This is a genomic window from Thermostichus sp. MS-CIW-25, assembly GCF_054060015.1.
Genome location: NZ_JBSSCS010000028.1, coordinates 14,598 through 38,270, shown reverse-complemented (window position 1 = coordinate 38,270; position 23,673 = coordinate 14,598). Strand labels below are relative to the sequence as shown.

The following is a 23,673-nucleotide window of genomic DNA, read 5'->3' as shown; positions in this document are numbered from 1 at the left end:
TTGGCTTGCCAACTGCAGGGCTACCGTTCGCGCCAGCGGGCCGGAGGCCTTAAGCCCGCCCTGTACTGCGAAGCAGTCAGGGTCGGGTAGTTTACTTGAAGTTTCACATCCACCAACCGGCTCTGGGCCTGGGATCCCATCCCCAGCAGGGTCGTCAGTGCCAGCGCCATGCCCAATACCAACGACATCAAAGGGATCCCGCGCTTACGCTTGAAGAGGCGGGGCAGGTGAGATAGGGCGTGAACAGTACGGCGGCCTAGATCCATAGTGCAACCCTTGCTTCTTAAGAACGGTGTGCCAAGACTGTAGAGGATCTGCCTCTGGGCAGAATGTTCACCACGCTCACAATGCCTGGAGGGAGATCAAATCTGCGGGGCCAACTTTCCGTCGGCTTTGGAATGACCCCTTCGAGGTCAGGCCCCCATTGGAATCACCGTGCATCCCCAGCTCGCCAACTCAAATTCCCGCCCAGTGCCACCAGGCCCAGCCCAGCCCCACTAGCAGCGCCGTTACCCCGTAGAAGAATCCCACCACCTGCACCTCTGACCAGCCCCCCAGCTCCAGATGGTGGTGCAAGGGCGACATGCGCAGCAGCCGTTGGCCTGTGCCGGTTTTGCGTTTGGTGTATTTGAAATAGCCCACCTGCAGCATCACCGACAGCGCCTCTGCCACCAGCACTCCCCCCATCAGGGCCAAGGCCCAGAGCTGATCCCCCAGCAGCGCCAACCCGGCCAGAGCGCCCCCCAACCCCAGGGATCCGGTATCACCCATGAACAGCCGCGCCCGGTGGTGGTTGTGAACCAGAAACCCCAAGCAAGCACCGCTCAAGGCGAAGGCCAACACCGATAGCTCCGGATCCCTGTGAAGGAGCCCCAGCCCAATCAGCAGGATGGCCACCACCCCTGCCGCCAAGCCGTCCATACCATCGGTGAGGTTTACGGCATTATTGGTGCCCACCAACACAAACAGGGCCAAGGGCCAGAACAGCCAGCCCAGAGAGAGGGTGCCTATCCCCGGCAAGGTCAGACTGGTCGGGATCCCCTGCCAGGCCAGGTAGACACAAAACCCAAGGGCAACTCCCACCTGGAGCAACAGCTTGTGTTGGGGAGACAACCCCTTGTTGGATTGCTGTCGGATCACCAGCCAATCGTCCAGCCAGCCGACAAAGCTGTAGGCCAGCGTGAGCAGCGCGACGGCCAGCCAATGGGGATCCCAGCCGCTCCAGATCCCCGCCACCAGCAGCCCCACGGGCAAAAAGCTGATCCCGCCCATGGTGGGTGTGCCTGCTTTTTTCTGGTGGGATTGGGGCCCCTCCTGGCGGATCACTTGCCCCGCCTTCCAGCGCCGCAATCCGGGGATGAGCAGGGATCCCAGCAGGGCCGAACCCAACACGCTCAATCCAAAAGGAACAAACACCTGGGGGCGGATCCCGATCACAAGGGTCGAGAGGGCCAAACCCAGCCCCAGCGAGAGCGCCATCCCTCCCCACTCCGTCTCTTCCACCTCCAGATCGAGAGGTGTATCCGCATCCACTCTTTCTGAACCCCTCACACTCTCAACCTCTAGACTTCAGAAAACTCCGGCAGGCAGAGCCCAAGAAAACTCTATCCTGCCAGAGCTCAGAGGCGAAAGCTATGGTGATTTCAGGTTAGGGTGAGATGCCTAGGCTACGGAGAAAAGCCCCATAGCTCTATGCATTATTGCTCCGCAACGCTGACGCGACGACGCGACTGCGGGACGACGCGATGACGGAACCAACGTTTTCGGTGGGGGTGCGGTGTCCCAGTTTGAATTGAAATGGCCATAGTTGGTGGGGATCCCTTCAGTAGGGCCACTTCCAGTTGCGCACCTCCGGCAGATCTTCTCCATGCTCGCGGATGTAGTGTTTGTGCTCCACCAGCTTGTCTTGGATGATCTGCTTGATGTGGGCCCGCTCGTACTTGAAGCGCTCCATCCGATCCAACACATCATCGGCCAAGCTGAAGCGATCCACCTCGTTGAGGACACACATGTCGAAGGGGGTGGTGGTGGTGCCCTCCTCCTTGTAGCCGCGCACGTGCAAGTTGTGGTGGTTGGGGCGACGGTAGGTGAGGCGGTGAATCAGCCAGGGATAGCCGTGGAAGGCAAACACGATGGGCTTGTCCGGCGTGAAGATGCTGGCGTAATCCACATCGCTGATGCCGTGGGGGTGTTCGCTGGGCGGCTGCAGCTTCATCAAGTTCACCACATTCACCACCCGGATCTTGATGTCCGGCAGGTGCTGCCGTAGGAAGTCCACCGCCGCCAGGGTTTCCATCGTCGGCACATCGCCGCAGCAGGCCATCACCACATCCGGCTCTGAACCCTGATCGTTGCTGGCCCATTCCCAGATGCCCAAGCCCTGGGTGCAGTGCTTGATGGCCGCATCCATATCCAGGTACTGCAGGGCCGGCTGTTTGCCCGCCACGATCACGTTCACGTAGTGGCGGCTGCGCAGGCAGTGGTCGGCCACCGAGAGCAGAGTATTGGTATCCGGGGGCAGGTAGACGCGGATGATTTCGGCCTTTTTGTTGACCACGTGATCCAAAAAGCCGGGATCCTGGTGGCTGAAGCCGTTGTGATCCTGCCGCCACACATGGGAAGTCAGCAGGTAGTTGAGGGAAGGAATGGGCCGCCGCCAAGGAATGTGCCGGGTGGTTTTCAACCATTTGGCGTGTTGGTTGAACATCGAGTCCACCAGGTGGATGAAGGCTTCGTAACAGGAAAAGAACCCGTGTCGCCCGGTCAACAGGTAGCCTTCTAGCCAGCCCTGACAGACGTGCTCGCTGAGGATCTCCATCACCCGTCCATCTGGGGAGAGGTGCTCGTCGCAATCGTAGATGGGAGCTACCCAGGTGCGGTCGCTGGCCTCAAACACAGCATCCAAGCGGTTGGAAGCGGTTTCATCGGGGCCAAAGAGGCGGAAGTTGTGGGGGTTGAGCTTCATCACATCCCGCAGAAATTGCCCCAGAACTCGGGTGGCTTCGGCTTCGGTGGTGCCGGGGCGGGGGACAGGCACGGCGTAGCGACGGAAATCCGGCATTTTCAGCTCCCGCGTCAGCAGGCCGCCGTTGGCGTGGGGCAAAGCCCCCATGCGTTTTTCCCCTTTGGGGGCCAGCTCTTGCAGCTCCGGCAGCAGACGGCCATTTTCATCGAAGAGTTCTTCCGGCTTGTAGCTGCGCATCCAGTCCTCCAGAGCCTTGAGGTGCTCCGGTTTTTTGGCCAGATCCGCCAGAGGCACTTGGTGGGAGCGCCAGAAATCTTCCACCTTTTTGCCGTCCACCTCTTTGGGGCCGGTCCAGCCTTTGGGGGTGCGCAGGATGATCATCGGCCATTGGGGACGAGTGGGATCCCCTTTGCTGCGGGCATGCTGCTGGATTTCTTGGATCTCGTGGATCACCGTGTCCAAAGTGGCGGCCATCAACTGGTGCATCTCTGCCGGCTCGCAGCCTTCTACGAAGTAGGGTTTGTAGCCGTAGCCCACAAACAGATTTTGCAGCTCGTCACGGCTGAGGCGGGCCAAAACGGTGGGATTGGCGATCTTGTAGCCGTTCAGGTGCAGAATCGGCAGCACTGCTCCGTCGTGGATGGGGTTGAGGAACTTGTTGGAATGCCAGGAAGCGGCCAAGGGGCCGGTTTCCGCTTCTCCATCCCCCACCACACAGGCCACCAGCAGATCGGGGTTATCAAAGGCAGCCCCAAAGGCGTGGGCCAGGGCATAGCCCAGTTCTCCCCCCTCGTGGATGGAGCCAGGGGTTTCCGGAGCCACGTGGCTGGGCACGCCGCCGGGGAAGGAGAATTGCTTGAAGAGCTTGCGCATGCCTTCGGCGTCTTGGCCGATGTTGGGATACACCTCGCTGTAGGTGCCTTCCAAGTAGGTGTTGGCCACCAGAGCAGGGCCACCGTGGCCGGGGCCGGTGATGTAGAGGATGTTGAGGTTTTCCCGTTTGATGATGCGGTTGAGATGCACGTAGATGAAGTTCAACCCGGGTGTGGTGCCCCAGTGCCCCAGCAGGCGTGGCTTCACATGTTCCAGTTTTAGGGGTTCTCGCAGCAGCGGGTTGTCCATCAAATAGATTTGCCCGACCGACAGATAGTTGGCGGCCCGCCAGTAGGCATCCATTTTGCGAAGCTCGTCGGCGGTGAGCGGTTTTGTCGAGAGCTGTTCTGCCAGAACCATAGCTGTACCCCATAGGTATCTCTACTCCTATGGTGATCCGGGTTTGCCCAATTGCCGGGGGATCTTGGGATTCCTTTGGATTTGGCTCATTGGGTGAGCGGTAGGCACCTGTTACCACCACCAGGGCTTGATCGGGGTGCCGTCGGGAAAGATCAGGCCGGCAATCCGGGATCCGCTGTGCTTTAACCCTTCGATCTGAGCTCCTTCCAGGTTGGCTTGGGTTAGGTTGGCCCCGCTGACATCGGCCCGCCGCAGGTTAGCCCCCTGAAACTGGGCCTGACGCAGCTCGGCGCCGCTGAGATTGGCCCCTTCCAGGTCGGCATTTTGCAAGTTGGCCCCCCGCAAGTCCGCCCGCTGTAGGTTGGCTCCCCCCAAGTCCGCTCCCTCCAGGTTGGATCCGCGCAGATCGGCCCGGTTCAGATCCGCTCCCCTCAGCCGGATCTGACAGAGCACCAGTTCTCGCAGATCGGCTTTGCTCAGGTCTTGGCCGGAGAAATCTTGCCCCTGTCCCCCCCAGTTTTGCAACTGCCAAATGTGGCGCACCCGTTCTTCTAGGTGGGTCTCTTCCGAAAGCTGGGATCCCCGCAGGCTGGTGCCGCTGACCTTGGCCCCTCTGAGGTCGGATCCCCGCAGGTCGGCTCCCTGTAAGTCGGCTCCGCTCAGCTTGGCCCCTTGCAAATCCGCTTGGCGCAAATCCGTTTGCCGCAGCCGGGCGCCGTTGAAGTTGCAAAAGCGCAAGTTGGCCCGCCTCAGGTTGGCCTCCCACAGGTTGATCCCCCCCAGCCGTGCTTCTTGAAGGTCGGCTCCCTCCAGGTCTGCATAGGCAAAATCCCGCTCCCCCCGCCGATAGGCCACGATCACCCCTTGCGCTCCCCCCACCGGGCGAAAAGGGCTGTAGGTGCGACAGGCCCGTTCTGCCTCCGGCTGGCCAAGCTGAGACAACAGCCGCCAAGCTGCCAAGCGGACTGCCCAAGAGCTATTGCCGGCGAGGGCTTCAATGAGTTCGGCCAGGCCCGCCGACCCGTACTGCAGCAACTGGGGCAGGGTGGCCAAGCGCACGGCTTCATCGCTGTGGGTGAGTCGTCTCCGCGCCCCCTCGATACCTCCCAACACCAAGGCGTGGGCAGGGGCGCTCCCGGTTGCCATTTGCCCCCCCAACACCAGATCCCAAGGTTGGGGCCGGGATCCCTGGTCAGTCCTGACAGCCGGCTGAGGCTTACCTACCATGGGCGGATGCCGATGGGCCTAGCTATACCCAACGCCCCACCACCACGCGGATGGTGCCATCCTCCAGCACTTCTTCGGCCTCGATGGCATAGCCCTGCTCACGGGCTGAGCGCAGCAAACTTTTGTGGGCATAGCGCTGCAAGATCGGCTCCAGAAAGGTCTTGGGATCGATGCCCGCCCCCCACAGATCGGCCACCAGCTCGTAGTGATCCCCGTTGCGGCGAAACCCGATGTCGAAGCCATTTTTCTGACGGATCACCAAGTCGGCACGGGTGCGGTTCCAGAGATAGCCCCGCAGGCTGGTATCCCGCTGCACGGCGTAGCCCAATTCCTTCAGGGTCTCTTCCAGGAGATCGGCGTCTTTGATTTGCACTTGCAGGGTGGTGAAGTGAGACATGGCAGATCCAATCCTTTGACGGATGGAGATTGGGATCCTCACTATAAAGCCCCCTTGCAGTTATGGAAGAAATTTGACATAACCCCCTGCCTAAAGGCGGGAGATTCTGGTTCCTGGTTCTGCGGCAGCACTTACCGCCTTGGGTTGCCCCTCCAAAGCAGCGGTGCTCATCTCCCCAGGCGTTCCCCCAAGCGCTCCGCGCCGCTGATGCGAATGCGGGGCGGTTCCCTCTCGCGCCAGCGGGACAGAGTCCTTATGCCCCTAGGCACCGTTGCAAACAACAACCACAAAACCTATCGAGGCTGTATCCGGTCGTGAGACTGTTGGGCTTTTAAAGCGGCTGACTACCCTGCTGTCGCAGGCAGCGTAGCACAAAGCCGCCCTAGTCGCGTCAGCGGGCCGTAGGCCTTAGGGCGGGGCTTTAAACCCAGTTTTTTGGTCAACCATCCCGCAGCGGGTCGCGCGAGCGGAACGGAGTTCCCATTTTTTCCCTTAAGAGTGCAGCACACCTGGGCCTGGATGGCGGCTGGACTGCTCAGAGCAGGGTTGACCTGACCTGCCTTGTTATGTGGGTGCGCGCTGCGGCGTTGGCGATGGCGGTGCAGAGCACCGATGCCGGGGATCCGCGCCTAGCGTGTTCGGTGATACAGAAATCTTAGATCTGCATCTAGTGTCCAAAGTCGAGTATTGGCGATAACTTCCACTAGGTTTAGAGGCAGAAGCAAAAACCCGTCCCACAGGGATCCGTCCTCATCTGTTTCCGGCTGAGGTTGTCGGCGATGACGTGCCAAATTCACCTCAAGGCATTCCAAAAACCTGCTGATGAACCTTTCTATTCCCTGCCGAGCAAGCCCTTCCGATAGTTCTGCAAACAGAAATATCCATTTCTAGTTCTAACAAAATGAGTGAAAAAATTTGCTTTCTTAGCTTATGAGCAATCTGATTTGGCATCAAAAACTTGTTGATTGTTTAGAACAATCTTTCGTAACTTTCCTAAGCCTTAAATCCAGGCTTATGAAATGGTTAATTTCTCGGCCACCCTTTTAGTAGAGTTTTTAATCAACAAAATGGGCAGCTAGACGCTCCTAATAGAGTCTAGTGAGCCAGACTCAATAAATTTAGTGAGTCAAGCACTCGATTCTGGCTCAAGTTTTTAGAGTTAAAGCCTTTACGAAAGGGCTTTTGTGCTGGTATGAATAAGGTGCTGTTTGCAGAAAGGTCAGCTTCACACACAGGAAGACGGCTTGATGCAACAACAGGAGAAGTGGCGATTCTGACAGGACATGAATTTATGGTGTGGGGTTTGATATGTCGGAAAGTCTTGACTTGCAAGATGCGGTGGGGCGTTTCTTGAAGACGATTGGGCGCTACTCGTTGCTCACCGCTGAAGAAGAACTCCGTTTGGCTCACCAGGTGCAGCGGATGGTGGCGCTCCTAGAACAGCGGCAGCCCCACGAGTCGGTGGAAGATTGGAGCCGGCGGTTGGGGATCCCCTTGGCAGAGCTGCAGCAGATCCTGCGGCAGGGGGAAGCAGCCAAGAAACGAATGGTGGAGTGTAACCTTCGCTTGGTGGTGTCGATTGCTAAGCGCTATCGCAATCGCGGCTTGCCGTTTCTGGATTTGATTCAGGAAGGCACGATCGGCCTCACCCGCGCCGTGGAAAAGTTCGATCCCACCCGTGGTTACAAGTTCTCCACCTATGCCACTTGGTGGATCCGGCAAAGTGTGAACCGGGGCATCCAGAACAAGGGGCGGATGATCCGTCTGCCGGCCCACATGTACGAAAAAGTCTCCCAGGTGAAGCGGCGCTACCGCGAGTTATCTGCCGAAAGGGGATCCCGTCCCCAAGCGGAAGAAGTTTTTGATTCTCTGGATATCGGCGATAACTACCGTGAGCTGATCACCCGCCACATGGCAGAGATGCGGTCTTTGAATGTGGGGGTAGGGGATGAAGATGGCACCGAACTGCAGCACTTTATCCCAGATGAAGACAACGACCCTGTCGAACACCTAACCCAGGTTGCCCATCGAGAGGAAGTCCGCGCTCTGGTGGGCCAACTGAGCGAACGAGAACGACAGGTGATCGTGGCTCGCTATGGGCTGGATGGATCGAGGGGCCTAACGCTGCGGGAAATTGGGGAGCACATCGGCCTTTCGCGAGAGCGAGTCCGACAAATTGAGCGGCGGGCCTTGCGGAAGTTGCGGCGGCTGCAGCAGGAATACTCCACTCCCAAGACCGGCAAACGGCTCAACCCCCTGGGTTAACCGGAGCCTGCGCCTGTTCCCGTCAGCGGTGCGGAGCACGATAGAAAGGTTTTTTCACTACTTCGGCAGGCTGGCGCTGCCCCCGAATTTCAATTTCCAGCCGGGATCCCACCTTGGCCCAAGCCGGAGCGACATAGCCCAAGCCAATGCCATAGCCCAAGCTGGGAGAATGGGTGCCGCTGGTCACCTGTCCGATCGGCTCAGGGGAGTTGGGAGCGTAGATGGCATAGCCGCTGCGGGGAATGGCCCGTCCGCGATAGGGGTGCGGAACACTTTCCAACATGCGAAACCCCACCAGTTGGCGAGGGATCCCTTGCTCCCGTTGGCTTTCGATGGCGGGCTTGCCGATATAGTCTTCTGGGTTGTTCACCAACCAGCCCAAGCCGGCTTCCAAGGGAGTGGTGCTCTCGTCCATGTCCTGCCCGTAGAGATGGAGCGCGGCCTCCAGACGTAGGGTATCGCGGCAGCCCAGCCCACAGGGTTGCACGCCGGCCTGAATCAGTTGCTCCCAAAGGCGGATGCCATCTTCGGGGCTGAGCATAACTTCAAAGCCATCTTCTCCGGTGTAGCCGGTGCGGGCCACAAAGATAGTCTCTCCCGAGGTTCCCGCTGCTGTGGCAAACCGACCGTGCTGAAACCGGCGCAAAGCCTTCAGGGATCCCTCTAAAAAGGGCTGGAGAACCTCCTCGGCTGCCGGCCCCTGCACCGCCAACAGAACCTGAGCATCGGAGTGATCCTGCAGGTTAACTCCGGGGATCCCTTGGAAGTGGTGGTTGAGCCAATCCCAATCTTTCTGCCGGGTGGCTGCATTGACGATCACGCTCCAGTGCTCCAGCTCACCCTCCGGTGGATGCCGGTAGAAGATGACATCATCCAAAATGCCCCCCAGTGGATTGAGCAGGACGGTGTACCGACCGGATCCCACAGGAACAGCGCTCAGATCGCTGGGAACCAGACGGCTGAGGTGGGATCCCAGATCCGTCCCCCAGAGGGTGAACTTGCCCATGTGGGAAATGTCGAATATCCCCACCCTCTCCCGTACTGATCGATGTTCTGCTATCACTCCCCGATACTGCACCGGCATTTCCCAGCCGGCAAAAGGGACAAATCGCGCCCCCAAAGCTTGATGAAGGGGGAACAAGGGGGTGCGCTGCAGCGGGGTTGAACTCATCAGGGATCCCTTTGGCGTCCAGCGTAACGACCAGAATAAACTCACCGTCGCGCATTTTGGGGATCCTGTCCTTCGACGACGGTGGGAGCTGGTACCCTGGGTCTTCTCCACACCCTGAGCTGCGTTGGCAACCTGTAGGGATCCCTGCGGTTCTACCCAGATCCGTCGCAGTGCTTCGCGTGATGTCTTCACGGCATCGGGTCAAGACTCGGTGAAGGGGGAATCTCCTGCTACTTGCCTTGCGTTAGCGGGAGGAGCGTCAATCAATCACCACATTCTTCGGGCCGGCGTTGACCTCTGGGCGACCCTGGTTGAAGTTGGCCAGGAAGGTATCTGGATCTTTGAGGCTGAAGACCAGCTTTTTGCAGGGCAGTTGCAGCCCTACCGGCCCCAGCAAGGGAATAAAGAGAGGCTTCTCCTGCACCAGTGGAATGGCGATCACCCCTTGGGCACTGGTTACCGGGCCAACGATCCCCTGAAAATCGGTGCGCACGCCCAGTCCGTAGTACCAAGGCCAGGGGAAGCGCTCCCCTTGTCCCAACTCGCTCAGGGAGAACGTCTCGTTGAACAGGCTGCCCGCCCGCACAATGAGCTTGTCTTGCAGCAGATCGACATAGGCCGACTCGCTACTCACCCCAAACAGAGCCAGCGGCAAACTTGCCAGGGGATTGGAGTCGATGGCCATGTAGTAGCGCATGAGAGATCTCCGATTTTACAGATGGGCGACTAGGTGAGCCGCGGCCCCCAGCCTTGCCAATTATAGAAAATCTTCCCCGTTGCCAGACTGACCAAAAGGGATCCCATCTGCCCACAAGCTAACCGAGTATGATGGGTTGCTTGGAGTGCCCTTTGAGGACTCCGTCCGAATAGCGCGAACAGCAAGCCACTGGCCAGCGAGGAAAACAGGATGGATCTGCGAGCCCTCATTCGCTTGGTGCCCGATTTTCCCAGACCCGGCATCCTCTTTCGGGATATGACCCCCCTGCTACAGGATCCGGCAGGCTTCCGGGCGGCTATTGAACAGTTGGCCGCCGGCACCACCGGCATGGGATCCCTAGATTATGTGGTCGGCATCGAGTCGCGGGGGTTCATTTTGGGGGCTGCTTTGGCACAACACCTGGGCTTGGGATTTGTCCCGGTTCGCAAGCCGGGCAAGCTGCCGCCGCCGGTGCTCAGCCAGACCTACAGCCTGGAATACGGCCAAGACCAGCTCCAACTCCACGCCCACGCCCTGCGCCCCGGAGAGCGGGTGTTGATCGTGGATGATGTCATTGCCACCGGGGGCACAGCCGCCGCCACCGCCCAATTGGTGGCCCAGAGCGGTGCTGAAGTGGGGGGATTTGCCTTCTTAATCGAGCTGGCCTTTTTGTCCGGCTGCAAGGCTCTTCCCCCTGGGATCCCTGCCCATGTGGTGATGGTAGAGGAAGGCAACTGAGTTCCTCAAGTAAGGTGCACCGACTGGTGGACGGGGATCCCTGTTGCTTTGGGCAAAGGTTGGCTCAAGCGGCTGATCTGAGCCTGGGCCTGCAGTTGTTCGTCAATCCAGTCCGCCAGTTCCCGCATGTAGAGCGCCACATGGATCGCCTGGTCGCGCTGTACCGGCTCCACACCTTTTTCTGCCAGGCGGGCCAGGATGACGGGGTGGCTCAGCTCTTCCAGGGCGGCAAAGTCTTCCGGTTGGTCAAACCCCAGCTCTGCCATTTTCTCAAACACGTACCCCAGCCGTAGGCCCGTGGACTCGCAGCGCCCTTCCGGTTGCCAGGGATCCCGCAGGGCCAGGGCAGCAGTTCGGTAGGCGGTTTGGGCAATGGAGCGCCAGGTGCCGCGGTGAATGCGCAGGCTCAATTGGTGCCGGTTCCATCCCAGGGCTTCTCGCACCAGCAGGCCGCAATTGCAGCGGGTGCTGTCCCGCCAACAATACTCCCAGTCCCAGAAGCCCCAGTGTTGGGATTGGATACGATCCGCGGTGCGGCGCAGGAGAGCCGCCAACTCAGGTGTGGGGCGCATGGGGCAACACAGAGCTAAAACGCTAAAACAGCTCCAGTCTAGGCAGGCGAGCGATGGAGAACAAGCCCGGCTCAATCTTCTTGACATTCCTGGTCGTGATGGCGCGAAGCAACATATCCCTGTTCGGGCCTGTCCTCCGAGGGCAAAGCTCGTCGCCGTTGGCGATGCCGTTGCCAAGCCCCCCAGGCCACCCCCCCCAGCACCAGCGAGGCTCCCCCCAGGTAGGTGCCTCCTGCCGGCAAGCCCGCCAAAGCCAAAGCCAGGGATCCCCCCCAAAGGGTCATGGCATAGATCAGCAGCACCGAATGCCGCTGGGATAGGCCAGCTTTGAGCAGACGGTGGTGCAGGTGGCCTTTGTCGGGATGGAAAGGCGACTTCCCCCTGGCCAGCCGTTTGAGGATCACGGTGGACATATCCAGGATCGGCACCGCCAGGATAAAGAAAGGCAGGGCTACTGCCAGCGTGGTCACCCCCTTGGCCACCCCGATCACCCCAATCCCAGCCAGGGTAAAGCCCAAAAAATAGGCCCCTCCATCCCCCATGAAGATCTGCGCCGGGTTGAAGTTGTAGCGCAAAAACCCCAGGCAAGCCCCCGCCAAGGCCGCCGCCAGCATGGCCGCCGCCGGTCGATCCAGCAGCAGGGTTACGATCAGCATCACCACCGCCGCGATTCCCGACACCCCTGCCGCCAGCCCATCCAGCCCATCCATAAAGTTGATGGCGTTGGCCATCCCCACCAGCCAGAGCAAGGTAATCAGCAGGCTCAACCACACCGGAAAGGGCCAGATCCCTCTCCCGGGCAGGTTGACGAACTCAATGCGCACCCCCACCCCCCAGGCGGCAGCAGCCACGCCGAATTGCATCAACAAGCGGGAAAAGGGCGACAGGTGAAACAGGTCGTCCGCCAAGCCGATTGAGAAAAACAAAACCCCGCCAATTGTCACCCCCCAAATCTCGTACTCCTGCTCGGTGCGCAAGCCCCCAAAAGCTCCGGCTCCCCAGAGCAACAGCAGGGCCACCAAGTTCCCAAAAAAGATGGAAACCCCCCCCAGGCGTACCATCGGCTGCCGGTGGATCTTGCGCTCATCGGGAAAATCCAACTGGCCACTGCGGATCCCGACTGCCTTCACCATTGGGGTTGCCCACAGAACCACACAGGCAGCAGCAAGGAACGCGACCAAGTAGGGCATGGCAAGCCGCAGAGATGTATCGAGGACTCTGTCCCGCTACGCAGACGGTTAGCCCAGATGGGGGTAGAGGGGGAAACGGCGACAGAGCCGGGCTACCCGCTGGCGACACTCTTCCAACACAGCAGGCTCCTCAGGCTGAAACAGACAATCGGCGATGATCTCCCCAATTTCTTCAAATTCTACCGGCCCCAGGCCGCGGGTGGTCAAGGCCGGGGATCCCAGGCGCAGTCCGCTGGCCACGAAAGGCGGCTGTGGGTCGAAGGGAATGGTGTTTTTGTTGGCGGTGATATGGATCTCGTCCATTAGCCGATCCGCCCGTTTGCCTGTCATCACCGGATCCGCCGCCCCCACTTTTTCCAGCACCGCCGAAACCGAGCGCAGATCCAGCAGCATCAGGTGGTTGTCTGTGCCCCCGGAAACCAGCCGAATGCCCCGCCGCTGCAGGGATCCCGCCAGGGCCTGAGCATTGGCGATCACCTGCGCCGAGTACTGGGCGAAGCCGGGCTGCAGGGCTTCCCCAAAGGCCACCGCCTTGCCGGCAATGACATGCTCCAGCGGCCCCCCTTGACTGCCGGGGAACACCGCCTTATCCAGCTTTTTGCCCAGCTCTGGGTCGCGGGTGAGAATGAGCCCTCCACGCGGCCCGCGCAACGTCTTGTGGGTGGTGGTGGTCACCACATCGCAGAGGGGCACCGGGTTGGGGTGGTGTCCGGTGGCCACCAGGCCGGCAATATGGGCAATGTCGGCCAGCAGATAAGCTCCCACCTCATCGGCAATGGTGCGGAAAGCAGCAAAGTCGATTGCCCGCGGGTAGGCGGAGTAGCCGCAGATGATCAGCTTAGGCCGATGCTGCAAAGCCAGATCCCGCACTTGATCGAAATCGATCCGCTCCGTTTGGGGATCCACCCCGTAATGCACCACCTGGAACCATTTGCCGGAGACATTCACCGGCGAGCCGTGGGTGAGGTGGCCGCCATGAGACAAATCCATGCCCATGATCGTGTCCCCCGGCTGCAGCAGGGCCAAGAAAACAGCAAAATTGGCCTGCGCCCCGGAGTGGGGTTGCACGTTGGCGTGAGCCGCCCCAAACAGTTGCTTGGCGCGGTCGATGGCCAACTGCTCAATCTCGTCGATAAACTCGCAGCCGCCGTAGTAGCGCTTGCCGGGCAACCCTTCCGCATACTTGTTGGTGAGCACCGAGCCTTGGGCGGCCAAGACAGCAGGAGAGGTGAAGTTCTCGCTGGCGATCATCTCCAGGTGATCCCGCTGTCGGTTGAGCTCTTGCTGGATCAGGCGGTAAACCAAGGGATCCGTTTCCGCCAAGATGGCCAGGTTATCCCGTAGGGTGGTCAGACTCTGGGGAGCAGCTACCATGATGACGCCAAGACCGAACTTCGCAGGAGAAATGGGCAAGGACTGCTTCGCCGTCGCAACAGCGTTGCGAAGCAACATCGTAGCATGACCCGCAAACCAGCAGTGCAGGCCCCGGCTTTTATACTTGGGGTCAACCGAGATGGACAGGGGCTGCTTTGTAAAGAATGTTGAGCTTTTCTTCTCGATGTCAGGGCTACCCCTCAAGCTACGGTAGAGTGAGGGGGCTGACTTTTGTGCAATTCCACTGTTAGGGAGTTGGCTATGACGGACGCGCAAGTTTTCACCATCCTGGCGATTGCCTTGGTGCCGGCAGTGATGGCTCTGCTTTTGGGATCCGCCTTGGCCCGTAGCTGAAGCCCCCTCATCCCCAGGGATCCCTTTGGCCTGCCCCGTCGCGACAGCGTTGCGGAGTAACAAGGCAGGCTTTTTTCTCTATCAAGACATGGAGAGTGTGGCTTGCGCTGTTGTGCTTGTTCGGCTGTACTGCCGTTGTTGGCTAAAGTTGAATTGATAAGGAGTATTCCCGGCAGCCAAGCAACTTGACGCAGGTGGATCTACAGCGGCTCCAGCGCGCCCTTTCTCTGGAAGCAGAGTTGGGGTTTACCAATCTCCAGGGGCGAGAGCAGACCTTCTCTCAGTTTGTGGGGAGCGTGTTTGGACAGGATCCCCCCTCTGACTGGGTGCTGAATGGAGATGACCGGCGGCGATGGAAAGAACTGGGATCCCGCTATACCCTGTATTCCGAGCTGGAGCTGCCCGAACGCCAGCACCTGGTGGCCGAAACTCGCCGCTGGCTGGAGCGAGTCCGACGTCAGCAAGAGCAGCCCCAACCGTTCGCACCAACGGGGCGGAGCCCTCGTTCCCACCCACCTAGCCCGCTGGCGGCCTCGTCGCAACAGCGGTGGGGTTCCCAGAGCCCCATTTCCCCGCCTCTCCCCGCCGGCCTCAGCCTGGAGCAGCCGCTGCAGTTTCTCAAAGGCATTGGTCCCAAGTCAGCGGAGAAACTGGCACAACTGGGCCTACACAGCGTGCGGGATGCCCTCTACTACTTCCCCCGCGACTACCTGGACTATTCCCGGCGGGTGCTCATCCGCCAAGCCAAGGTGGGGGAGACCGTTACCCTTGTAGGGACGGTGAAAAGTTGCAGTTGCTTTACCAGCCCTAAGAATCCCTCGCTGACCATCTTCAACCTAAAGATTGCCGACAAAAGTGGTGTAATTACCCTCAGCCGCTTCTACAGCGGGCGGCAGTTTGCCCAGCGCAGTTGGCAAGCTTCCCTGGAGCGGCAATACCCCAAGGGAGCGGTGGTGGCTGCCAGTGGCTTGGTGAAAAAGGGTAGGCTGGGCCTGACGTTGGACAACCCCCAAATTGAAGTACTGGCCAGCGAGGGCAGCCTGCAGGACAGTTCTGGGGTTGGCAAGATCCTGCCCGTCTACCCTCTCTCGGAAGGGATCCCCGCCGATCTGGTGCGCAAGGCGGTGCAACTGGCTTTGCCGGCGGCGGCCTTGGTGGAGGATCCCTTGCCGGCGGATCTCAAGCGGCAGTTGCAGCTTTTGGACTTGCCTGTTGCCCTGCAGCAGATCCACTTTCCTGAGACCCGAGAGCTGCTGGCCCAGGCCCGGCGGCGGCTGGTGTTCGATGAGTTTTTCTACCTACAACTAAGCCTATTGCAGCGGCGACACCGCTATCGTGCCCAAGCTCAGGCCATACCTCGTTACCAGCCGGCTAGAGGGGAGCTGTTGGATCGCTTCTACCAAATCCTGCCCTTTCAGCTTACCGCTGCCCAGCAGCGGGCCATCGACGAGATCCTAGCGGATCTGCGGGATCCCTTGCCCATGAACCGCCTGCTCCAAGGGGATGTGGGATCCGGCAAAACCGTGGTGGCGGTGGCGGCTTTGCTGGCAGCCATTCAATCCGGCTGGCAAACGGCCCTGATGGCTCCCACCGAGGTCTTGGCCGAGCAACACTACCGCAAGTTGGTGGAATGGCTAAGCCAGCTACAGGTGCCCGTCGAACTGTTGACCGGCTCCACCCCTCCCGCCAAACGCCGGGAGATCTTGCGGCAGTTGCAGACTGGGGAATTGCCCTTGGTGGTGGGCACCCATGCTCTCATCCAGCCGGCAGTGCAGTTTCGCAACCTGGGCTTGGTGGTCATCGACGAGCAGCACCGCTTTGGCGTGGAGCAGCGGGCCGCTCTGCAACAGAAAGGGGATCACCCCGATGTTCTCACTATGACCGCCACCCCCATCCCCCGCACCCTCACCCTGGCCCTGCATGGGGATCTGGATGTTACCCAAATTGACGAGCTGCCGCCGGGGCGCAAGCCCGTGCACACCCTGGTGGCCCGGCCAGGGGATCGCCTGCAGGTGATGCGGCTTATCGAGCGGGAAATTGCCCAAGGGCGGCAGGCCTACGTGGTGCTGCCGTTGATTGAAGAGTCGGAGAAGCTGGATCTGAAATCCGCCATTGAGGAACACCAGCGTCTGCAGGAAAAGGTCTTCCCCCAATTTCGGGTGGGCCTGCTGCACGGGCGCTTGACCAGTAGCGAGAAGGAAGCTGTCATTGCGGCCTTTCGCCGGCGGGAGCTGGATATTCTGGTCTCTACCACGGTGGTGGAGGTGGGGGTAGATGTGCCCAATGCCTCGGTGATGCTGGTGGAGCATGCGGAGCGCTTTGGGCTCTCCCAACTGCACCAACTGCGGGGGCGGGTAGGACGGGGATCCGACCAAGCCTATTGCATCTTGATGACGGGATCCAAAGGAGAAGATGCTCTGCGGCGGCTGAAGGTGCTGGAGCAATCCCACGACGGGTTTTTCATTGCCGAGATGGATCTGCGCTTCCGGGGGCCGGGGGAAGTGATGGGTACCCGCCAGTCGGGGCTGCCGGATTTTGCCCTGGCCAGCCTCATGGACGATCAAGAGGTGCTGCACCTGGCCCGCCAAGCGGCAGAACAGCTCCTGGCCCTTGACCCCGACTTGAAGCGGTGGCCCCCCTTAAGCCGCATACTGGAAGAGCGGCAGGCCCGTTTCCTGGGCCCTGGGCTGCTGACCTAATGGCTATAGGCGATGTATACCCTCGAAGACTTAAAGGCCCACGGCCTTTCCCCAGACGAATACCAGAAGATCCAGCAGCAGCTGGGCCGGGATCCCAACCCCAACGAGCTGGCCATGTTTGGGGTGATGTGGTCAGAGCACTGCTGCTACAAAAACTCCCGCCCTCTGCTGAAAAACTTTCCCACCACGGGCGAGCGGGTGGTGGTGGGGCCGGGGGAAAATGCCGGGGTGGTGGATTTGGGGGAGGGGGATTGGCTGGCTTTTAAGATCGAGTCCCACAACCATCCTTCAGCGGTGGAGCCCTTTCAGGGGGCGGCCACAGGTGTGGGAGGGATCCTGCGGGATATCTTTACCCTGGGCGCCCGTCCCATTGCCCTCCTCAACTCGCTGCGCTTTGGGCCGCTGACCGATCCCCGCAACCGCCGCTTGATGGCCAGGGTGGTGGAGGGCATTGCCCACTACGGCAACTGTGTTGGGGTGCCCACCGTAGGCGGCGAGGTGGCCGTGGATCCCTGCTACACGGGCAATCCTCTGGTGAACGTGATGGCCTTGGGGCTGCTGGAGACCCCTACGGTTGTCAAATCTGCAGCCCAAGGGGTGGGAAATCCCGTTTTGTATGTAGGCTCCACTACAGGGCGGGATGGGATCCGCGGGGCCAGCTTTGCCAGCGCCGTTCGCATCAGCGGGACGGAGTCCTCACTTGGGGAGCACTCCCAACGGGATCTGCCGGCGGTGCAGGTGGGGGATCCCTTCCTGGGCAAATGTCTCATCGAGGCCTGTCTGGAGGCCTTTGCCACAGGAGCTGTGGTGGCTGCCCAGGATATGGGGGCAGCCGGGATCACCTGCTCCACCGCGGAGATGGCCGCCAAGGGAGGGGTGGGGATCCGCTTTGACCTCGACCGAGTGCCGGCGCGGGAAAGCGGCATGGCTGCCTGGGAATACCTGCTCTCGGAATCCCAGGAGCGGATGCTGCTGGTGGTGCAAAAAGGCCGCGAGGCGGAGGTGATGGAGATCTTCCACCGCTGGGGTTTGCAAGCTAGTGTGGCCGGGGAAGTCATTGCCGAGCCGCTGGTGGAGATCTGGCACCAGGGATCCTGCGTGGTGCAGGTGCCGGTGCGGGCTTTGGCCGAAGACACCCCCGTCTATGTCCGTCCGGTGTTGCTAGAGCCGCCAGCCTACGTGCAGGCAGCGTGGCAATGGGATCCCGCCACTCTACCCCCTTGTGATTGCCAAGGGATCCACCTCGCTCAGGCAACGCTGGCATGGAAAGAGGTGCTGCTGCAGCTTTTGGCCAGCCCCACCCTGGCCAGCAAAGCCTGGATCTATCGCCAATACGACCACCAGGTGCAAAACAACACCGTCCTTTGGCCGGGCCAGGGAGATGCGGCGGTTATCCGCATCCGTTCCCAAAAGTTTGGTGTGGGCGAGGTGCCGCCCCTGCGAGCTTCCCGCAAGGCCATCGCTGCCACCCTGGATGGCAATGGCCGCTGGGTGTATTTGGATCCCTACGAGGGGGCCAAGGCAGCCGTGGCAGAAGCGGCCCGCAATCTTTCCTGTGTGGGGGCGGATCCCTTGGCCGTGACCGATAACCTCAATTTCGGCAACCCGGAAAACCCGGTGGTGTACTGGCAGTTGGCCCTGGCCTGTCAGGGGATTGGGGAGGCCTGTCGGGCCCTAGGTACACCGGTAACGGGGGGGAACGTTTCCCTCTACAACGAAACCCTTACCCCCACTGGGTCCCAAGCCATTTACCCCACCCCTGTCATTGGCATGGTGGGTCTGGTTCCCGATTTGCAATTTATCTGTGGCCAAGGGTGGCAGCAGGCAGGGGATCTCATTTACCTGCTGGGATCCCAGGCCCCCGTTAGCTTGGGGGGCAGCGAGTATTTGGCGGTCATCCACCAGCAAGTTACGGGCCGGCCCGCGCCAGTGGATCTGGAATTGGAAAAGCGGGTGCAAGCTGCCTGTCGCCATGGAATCCGCCAGGGCTGGGTGCGCTCTGCCCACGACTGCAGCGAGGGGGGATTGGCTGTGGCTTTGGCAGAAGCCTGCTTGAGCGGAGGCCGCGGCGCAACCCTCTCCCTGGCTCCTGGATCCTTGCGCTGGGATCAGGCCCTGTTTGGCGAGGGATCCAGCCGCATCCTGGTTTCTGTGGATCCGGCCCAGCGCTCTGCTTGGGAAGCCTACTTAGAAGCGCAGCTTGCCGGCCAGTGGCAGCTTTTGGGAGAGGTGGGATCCCCTGCGGATCCCCTGCTCTTAAGGACGGCAGAAGAGGATCCCTTACTGGTGGTGTCTTTGGCAGCCATGCAGGCCGCCTACCACGGTGCCTTTTCGGACTAGCTGAGCCTCGGTTGGGAAACCGTTTTCTGCGCCCAGCTCCCTTCTCCCTTGGGGAGAGGGGCCAGAGGTTGGAGAGGAAAACATCCTTAGGGGGATTTTTCCTCACACAAATTGGCCTGGATCACCTCTCGATATTGGGATTTGGGCTTAACGCCGACCAACTGGGCCACCAGGGCCTTGTCTTTGAAAAACTGCACCGTTGGGGTGCCCGTCACCCCCCCTGCCTCTGCAATCTCCGGATCTTTCTCGATGTCGATCTCCACCACGTGCAGCTTGTCCGAGAACTCGTCGATGATTTTGTTCAAGATCGGCTTGAGGGCATGACAAGGGGCACAGGTGGGGGCAGTGTACTTGACCATGAGCAGGCGATCGCTTTCGTGGTAGAGTCGCCGCAGGGCATAGCTCCCCTCATGGCAAGTCTTGCTGAAGTCTAAGTCATCCTGTCCATTCTCCTCAAAGCTGGCCTCCTCAACAGCAGGATCCCCAGCAGACTCTGCCTCAGAAGCAGCGGCAGGGCTGGGTTCAGGAGGACTCTGGGCAAGGACATGGTACTCTTGGGCCAAGCCGTGTTCGGAGAGCCAACGCTCCGCCAACATCGCTGCCATACAGCCGGTACCGGCGGCGGTGATGGCCTGACGAAACTCGTGATCCTGCACGTCGCCGGCGGCAAACACCCCCTCCACACTGGTGGCCACGGATCCCGGGCGGGTGACGATGTAGCCGACTTCATCCAGTTCCAGTTGTCCTTTGAACAAGTCGGTGTTGGGCTTGTGGCCAATGGCATAAAATAGGCCACCCACTGACATCTCGCGTATTTCGCCGGTTTGGTTGTGGCGCACTTTCACCCCGGTCAGACGCAGACCATCCCCCACCACTTCCACCGCTTCGCTGTGCCAGTGCACGGTAATCTTGGGATTGTTGAGAACACGATCCTGCATGGCCTTGCTGGCCCGCATTTTGTCGCTGCGCACCAGCATATGCACATGGGATCCAAACTTGGTCAGGTAGGTGGCCTCCTCACAGGCAGTATCGCCGCCGCCGATCACCACCAATTCCACCCCTCTGAACATGGGCATAGCCCCATCGCAGACAGCACAAGCTGACATGCCCCGGTTCCAGTAGGTCTCCTCCCCCGGCAGGTGTAGGCGCTTGGCTGTGGCCCCGGTGGCGATGATCAGGCTGTGGGTGCGCAATTCCCGCTCGTCAGAACGGACGACAAAGGGCCGCTGGCTTAAATCCACAAAGGTGACATCTTCGGTGTAAAGTTCTGCCCCCCACCGCTGCGCTTGAGCCCGCATGTTCTTCATCAGTTGGGGGCCGGTGATGCCCTCGGGAAAGCCCGGAAAGTTCTCCACCTCGGTGGTGGTCATCAGTTGCCCGCCAGGGATCCCGCCCGCCTGGAACCCCTCGAACACGACCGGCTTCAGGTTGGCACGCCCAGCGTAAATGGCTGCTGTAAACCCAGCAGGGCCGGAGCCGATGATCACCACATTCTCAACCCGATTTTGCTCTGCCATCCGATGTCTCTCCTTCTGCAACAGGACTAAAAGCCAAACTCATAACGACTACGCTTTAGCTTAACACCCTTTGGCAAACCGGGCGAGCTGGGGGCCTGCTGATCCTAATTTTCGCTCGCCTCAGGCAACCGGGGCAGGGTTTTGCCCGCCCCATCCGGTTATTTCTGCCCAGAGGTTGGCAGGGTGGCGGCCATTGCTCAAGTTCTGGATCCCCAACACCCCATCTGGATTGACCAAAACCAACAGGGAAAGGGGAGCGACTCCGATGAGCGAAAAAGCGGTGTCCGAGATAGCCAGCAAGTGGGTCAGAAGGCCAGGCTCAAAGCAATTTTGTATCAGAAACTACAAAATGCCCGTGTTGGCCTTTCTAGGATGAGTGAGCGTTTTTGGCCTGTCTGGGTCGAAGCGTGGGGATCACCTGCTGGGATCCCATTTGTTTCAGCCACAGTTCCCCCAGTCTTAACCGCAACCCAATCAGGAGAGAGTAATGGCATCCACGCCCCAAGAAGTGCTTCAGATGATCCAGGACAACAACGTCCAGATAGTGGATCTCAAGTTTGTGGATATCTTTGGCACCTGGCAGCATGTTTCCTTCCACACCTCGATGATCAAGGAAGAAACCTTCACCGAGGGGCTTCCCTTTGACGGATCCAGTATCCGGGGCTGGAAAGCGATCAACGAGTCGGACATGTACATGGTGCCGGATCCCAAGACGGCTTGGATCGATCCCTTTCTGGAGGTGCCCACCCTCAGCATAACTTGCAGCATTGTTGAGCCGCGCACCGGCCAGCCTTATAGCCGTTGTCCCCGCAGCCTTGCCGCCCGTGCCGTTGCCTATCTGCAATCGACGGGCATTGCCGATACCGCCTACTTCGGGCCGGAGGCAGAGTTTTTCATCTTTGAGGATGTTCGTTTCGACCAAACCCAAAACTCGGCCTACTACTTCGTGGATTCCATCGAAGGTCGCTGGAACTCGGGCCGCGAGGAGAAAGGCGGCAACCTGGGCTACAAGCCTCGCTACAAAGAGGGCTATTTCCCGGCCCCGCCCACCGATGCCCATCAAAACATCCGCACCGAGATGCTGCTGACCATGGGCAAGTTGGGGGTGCCCATCGAGAAGCATCACCACGAGGTGGCTACCGGCGGGCAAGGGGAGCTGGGCTATCGCTTTGCCGATCTGATCACGGCTGCCGACTACATGATGGTTTACAAATACGTGATCCGGAACGTGGCCCGCAAGCACGGCAAAACCGTCACCTTCATGCCCAAGCCCCTATTTAACGACAACGGCACTGGCATGCACACCCACCAGTCCCTCTGGAAGGATGGCCAGCCCCTGTTCTACAGCGAAGGCACCTATGCCAACCTGAGCGAGACAGCTCTCTACTACATCGGTGGCCTGCTCAAGCATGCCCCGGCAATCCTGGCCTTCACCAACCCCACCACCAACTCCTACAAGCGCTTGGTGCCCGGCTTCGAGGCGCCGGTGAACCTGGCTTACTCCCAGGGCAACCGTTCCGCTGCCATTCGCATTCCGGTGACCGGCAACAATCCCAAGGCCAAGCGTCTGGAGTTCCGCTGCCCGGATGCCACCTGCAACCCCTACATCGCCTTTTCGGCCATGCTGATGGCTGGCCTGGACGGGATCAAGAATAAGATCCATCCCGGCGAGCCCTTGGACAAAGATATCTACGATCTGGAGCCGGAAGAGCTGGCCAAGATCCCTTCCACGCCTGGATCCCTGCTGGATGCCCTGGAAAACCTGCAGAAGGATCATGCCTTCTTGCTAGAGGGCGGTGTCTTTACTGAGGATCTGATCCAGACCTATATCGAGTACAAGATCGACAACGAGATCAACCCCATCAATCTGCGGCCTCACCCCTACGAGTTCGCCCTTTACTTCGACGCCTAAGCGGTGTGGCCGATTCTGCAGCGGGATCCCTGATGGGATCCCGTTTTTTTCCGAGGAAATAGCACCCCTCAATTGTGGATCCCTTGAGCAACTTGGCTGCTTTTGGTCAACAGCACCTCGTGCCAACGATCCCGCGCTGCCCATCGACCCAACAAAACTCGCCGCAAAAAGGGATCCCCAGCCGGGATCCCTTCTCGCTGAGCTCATGCCAGAGCATCAACAGTTACGGGCAGATCAGCTCATGCTGACACGGCTACGGTCGTAGTTGAGCCGAAAGGTGGGATGCACTTTTCCTTGAATGCGGTTCCAGAAGTTGCGCACGTTGACATGCAGGCCAATCTGCTCTGTACCGCGGAGCAGCATGGATTGCTGGCGAATCCGAATCAAGCGTTGATGGCTCATCATCAAGCGGCGAGACAGCTCATCCAAGACATGAGAACGGCCATTGGCAGCCACCGGGGCAGATGCCTCTGCCGTCTGAACGGGTTGAGCCGGCCCTTCGGCCGCCTTGAGATGATGAGCAACACCCCGATAGAGCAGGTCAAGGTTGGTGGGCAAAACCACCGGCTTGCTCAGGTGGCGGAACCGCCAGTCCAGCCCCCGGTAACGACCCCCCACTTTGCCGGGAGAAACCGCTGCAGTTGCAGAAGAGGGGGTGTAATCGACGCCACGGTAAAAGAGTGCCATGATCTTCGCCTCCAATGAGTTGAGTTTTCATCCGTTCGCCTTCTCCTGAGAGACAAGAGAAGCCACACGGTTACCAGAAGAGTTGAGGCGCGTTCCTTCGGGATATCTCCCTACTTCCGTCCTCTGGCCGTGATGTCGCTCTACCTACATTAACGAGCCGCCCAGCACGCGAGAGGATGAACGATTTCTATCTACATTCTGTATTATAAGCTACGGTTTTGAGGTATTGCCAGCAAGTTTTAACAAAAATTTCCACTGAGTTTCTGGCCAGCTTCCTCTAATCGGGACTAGTCAGCCGGGATCCCTGGGGGAAGTAAGGTGCAGGGCTTGGGGCC

At 59.9% G+C, this 23,673-nt stretch carries 19 protein-coding genes and 1 riboswitch; of the genes, 6 read left to right on the top strand and 13 right to left on the bottom strand.

Annotation, left to right across the window (positions count from 1 at the left end):
* Positions 1–20 precede the first annotated feature (20 nt).
* The 5 genes from ACVWZ1_RS10510 to ACVWZ1_RS10490 all read right to left on the bottom strand — a co-directional run bounded on the left by ACVWZ1_RS10510 (position 21) and on the right by ACVWZ1_RS10490 (position 5,822).
* The gene (locus tag ACVWZ1_RS10510) at positions 21–266 is read right to left on the bottom strand and encodes a hypothetical protein (protein ID WP_457503329.1); all 246 of its coding nucleotides are present in this window, start codon (positions 264–266) and stop codon (positions 21–23) included.
* A gap of 190 nt (positions 267–456) precedes the next feature.
* Complete coding sequence (gene mraY / locus ACVWZ1_RS10505; protein WP_457466565.1) at positions 457–1,479, bottom strand: phospho-N-acetylmuramoyl-pentapeptide-transferase; 1,023 nt, start codon at positions 1,477–1,479, stop codon at positions 457–459.
* A 343-nt stretch (positions 1,480–1,822) separates the two neighbouring features.
* Positions 1,823–4,198: a phosphoketolase family protein gene (locus ACVWZ1_RS10500; RefSeq protein WP_457503327.1), complete on the bottom strand. Its 2,376-nt coding sequence runs from the start codon at positions 4,196–4,198 to the stop codon at positions 1,823–1,825.
* Positions 4,199–4,309: 111 nt separating this feature from the next.
* On the bottom strand, positions 4,310–5,425 hold the full coding sequence (locus tag ACVWZ1_RS10495; protein WP_414357756.1) for a pentapeptide repeat-containing protein: 1,116 nt from the start codon (positions 5,423–5,425) through the stop codon (positions 4,310–4,312).
* Between the two features lie 22 nt (positions 5,426–5,447).
* Positions 5,448–5,822, bottom strand: coding sequence for a DUF1257 domain-containing protein (locus ACVWZ1_RS10490; RefSeq protein ID WP_414357757.1), 375 nt, complete (start codon positions 5,820–5,822; stop codon positions 5,448–5,450).
* A 1,308-nt stretch (positions 5,823–7,130) separates the two neighbouring features.
* On the opposite strand from ACVWZ1_RS10490, the gene ACVWZ1_RS10485 reads away from it, so the two are divergent.
* Entirely contained in the window at positions 7,131–8,087 is a 957-nt protein-coding gene (locus ACVWZ1_RS10485) for a sigma-70 family RNA polymerase sigma factor (protein ID WP_414375392.1), read from the top strand.
* 22 nt (positions 8,088–8,109) lie between these two features.
* Here ACVWZ1_RS10485 and gcvT read toward each other — a convergent pair whose 3' ends face one another.
* On the bottom strand, positions 8,110–9,258 hold the full coding sequence (gene gcvT, locus ACVWZ1_RS10480) for a glycine cleavage system aminomethyltransferase GcvT (protein WP_457466548.1): 1,149 nt from the start codon (positions 9,256–9,258) through the stop codon (positions 8,110–8,112).
* 259 nt (positions 9,259–9,517) lie between these two features.
* Positions 9,518–9,955 carry a hypothetical protein gene (locus ACVWZ1_RS10475; protein WP_414356521.1) on the bottom strand — a complete coding sequence of 146 codons (438 nt, stop codon included), beginning with the start codon at positions 9,953–9,955 and terminating at the stop codon, positions 9,518–9,520.
* Positions 9,956–10,165: 210 nt separating this feature from the next.
* On the opposite strand from ACVWZ1_RS10475, the gene ACVWZ1_RS10470 reads away from it, so the two are divergent.
* Complete coding sequence (locus ACVWZ1_RS10470) at positions 10,166–10,693, top strand: adenine phosphoribosyltransferase (protein ID WP_011434353.1); 528 nt, start codon at positions 10,166–10,168, stop codon at positions 10,691–10,693.
* A gap of 5 nt (positions 10,694–10,698) precedes the next feature.
* Here the strand turns inward: ACVWZ1_RS10470 and ACVWZ1_RS10465 are convergent, their stop codons facing one another.
* The 3 genes from ACVWZ1_RS10465 to glyA all read right to left on the bottom strand — a co-directional run bounded on the left by ACVWZ1_RS10465 (position 10,699) and on the right by glyA (position 13,829).
* Entirely contained in the window at positions 10,699–11,265 is a 567-nt protein-coding gene (locus tag ACVWZ1_RS10465) for a hypothetical protein (protein ID WP_457466549.1), read from the bottom strand.
* 71 nt (positions 11,266–11,336) lie between these two features.
* Positions 11,337–12,455 (bottom strand): glycosyltransferase family 4 protein, encoded by a 1,119-nt coding sequence (locus tag ACVWZ1_RS10460; protein WP_414356525.1) that lies wholly within the window; start codon positions 12,453–12,455, stop codon positions 11,337–11,339.
* A 48-nt stretch (positions 12,456–12,503) separates the two neighbouring features.
* A complete protein-coding gene (gene glyA, locus ACVWZ1_RS10455; RefSeq protein WP_414356572.1) occupies positions 12,504–13,829 on the bottom strand; it encodes a serine hydroxymethyltransferase in 1,326 nt (441 codons plus the stop codon).
* A 261-nt stretch (positions 13,830–14,090) separates the two neighbouring features.
* Here glyA and psaM point away from each other — a divergent pair, with 261 nt between their 5' ends.
* The 3 genes from psaM (at position 14,091) to purL (ending at position 19,222) form a co-directional block, all read left to right on the top strand.
* Complete coding sequence (psaM, locus tag ACVWZ1_RS10450) at positions 14,091–14,183, top strand: photosystem I reaction center subunit XII (protein WP_011434349.1); 93 nt, start codon at positions 14,091–14,093, stop codon at positions 14,181–14,183.
* A gap of 194 nt (positions 14,184–14,377) precedes the next feature.
* Complete coding sequence (recG, locus tag ACVWZ1_RS10445; protein ID WP_457466566.1) at positions 14,378–16,882, top strand: ATP-dependent DNA helicase RecG; 2,505 nt, start codon at positions 14,378–14,380, stop codon at positions 16,880–16,882.
* A 12-nt stretch (positions 16,883–16,894) separates the two neighbouring features.
* Complete coding sequence (gene purL, locus ACVWZ1_RS10440; protein WP_457503326.1) at positions 16,895–19,222, top strand: phosphoribosylformylglycinamidine synthase subunit PurL; 2,328 nt, start codon at positions 16,895–16,897, stop codon at positions 19,220–19,222.
* Between the two features lie 86 nt (positions 19,223–19,308).
* Here the strand turns inward: purL and trxB are convergent, their stop codons facing one another.
* Together trxB and ACVWZ1_RS10430 are read right to left on the bottom strand one after the other, a co-directional pair.
* Entirely contained in the window at positions 19,309–20,739 is a 1,431-nt protein-coding gene (gene trxB / locus ACVWZ1_RS10435; RefSeq protein WP_457503325.1) for a thioredoxin-disulfide reductase, read from the bottom strand.
* 120 nt (positions 20,740–20,859) lie between these two features.
* Complete coding sequence (locus ACVWZ1_RS10430; protein WP_414356529.1) at positions 20,860–21,039, bottom strand: hypothetical protein; 180 nt, start codon at positions 21,037–21,039, stop codon at positions 20,860–20,862.
* 187 nt (positions 21,040–21,226) lie between these two features.
* Between ACVWZ1_RS10430 and glnA the strand changes: the two genes are divergently transcribed.
* Entirely contained in the window at positions 21,227–22,651 is a 1,425-nt protein-coding gene (glnA, locus tag ACVWZ1_RS10425; protein WP_011434344.1) for a type I glutamate--ammonia ligase, read from the top strand.
* Positions 22,652–22,885: 234 nt separating this feature from the next.
* Here the strand turns inward: glnA and ACVWZ1_RS10420 are convergent, their stop codons facing one another.
* Entirely contained in the window at positions 22,886–23,338 is a 453-nt protein-coding gene (locus ACVWZ1_RS10420; RefSeq protein ID WP_011434342.1) for a DUF4278 domain-containing protein, read from the bottom strand.
* An 86-nt stretch (positions 23,339–23,424) separates the two neighbouring features.
* Positions 23,425–23,523, bottom strand: a riboswitch (Glutamine riboswitch).
* Positions 23,524–23,673: the final 150 nt, after the last annotated feature.

Bases quoted from the DNA above. Each gene is read 5' to 3' on its own strand.
- mraY (WP_457466565.1), bottom strand. From the start codon at position 1,479: ATGGCGCTCTCGCTGGGGCTGGGTTTGGCCCTCTCGACCCTTGTGATC.
- ACVWZ1_RS10495 (WP_414357756.1), bottom strand. From the start codon at position 5,425: ATGGTAGGTAAGCCTCAGCCGGCTGTCAGGACTGACCAGGGATCCCGG.
- psaM (WP_011434349.1), top strand. From the start codon at position 14,091: ATGACGGACGCGCAAGTTTTCACCATCCTGGCGATTGCCTTGGTGCCG.
- ACVWZ1_RS10470 (WP_011434353.1), top strand. From the start codon at position 10,166: ATGGATCTGCGAGCCCTCATTCGCTTGGTGCCCGATTTTCCCAGACCC.
- ACVWZ1_RS10510 (WP_457503329.1), bottom strand. From the start codon at position 266: ATGGATCTAGGCCGCCGTACTGTTCACGCCCTATCTCACCTGCCCCGC.
- gcvT (WP_457466548.1), bottom strand. From the start codon at position 9,258: ATGAGTTCAACCCCGCTGCAGCGCACCCCCTTGTTCCCCCTTCATCAA.
- ACVWZ1_RS10475 (WP_414356521.1), bottom strand. From the start codon at position 9,955: ATGCGCTACTACATGGCCATCGACTCCAATCCCCTGGCAAGTTTGCCG.
- glnA (WP_011434344.1), top strand. From the start codon at position 21,227: ATGGCATCCACGCCCCAAGAAGTGCTTCAGATGATCCAGGACAACAAC.
- ACVWZ1_RS10460 (WP_414356525.1), bottom strand. From the start codon at position 12,455: ATGCCCTACTTGGTCGCGTTCCTTGCTGCTGCCTGTGTGGTTCTGTGG.
- trxB (WP_457503325.1), bottom strand. From the start codon at position 20,739: ATGGCAGAGCAAAATCGGGTTGAGAATGTGGTGATCATCGGCTCCGGC.
- purL (WP_457503326.1), top strand. From the start codon at position 16,895: ATGTATACCCTCGAAGACTTAAAGGCCCACGGCCTTTCCCCAGACGAA.
- ACVWZ1_RS10420 (WP_011434342.1), bottom strand. From the start codon at position 23,338: ATGGCACTCTTTTACCGTGGCGTCGATTACACCCCCTCTTCTGCAACT.
- ACVWZ1_RS10485 (WP_414375392.1), top strand. From the start codon at position 7,131: ATGTCGGAAAGTCTTGACTTGCAAGATGCGGTGGGGCGTTTCTTGAAG.
- ACVWZ1_RS10465 (WP_457466549.1), bottom strand. From the start codon at position 11,265: ATGCGCCCCACACCTGAGTTGGCGGCTCTCCTGCGCCGCACCGCGGAT.
- glyA (WP_414356572.1), bottom strand. From the start codon at position 13,829: ATGGTAGCTGCTCCCCAGAGTCTGACCACCCTACGGGATAACCTGGCC.
- ACVWZ1_RS10490 (WP_414357757.1), bottom strand. From the start codon at position 5,822: ATGTCTCACTTCACCACCCTGCAAGTGCAAATCAAAGACGCCGATCTC.
- ACVWZ1_RS10500 (WP_457503327.1), bottom strand. From the start codon at position 4,198: ATGGTTCTGGCAGAACAGCTCTCGACAAAACCGCTCACCGCCGACGAG.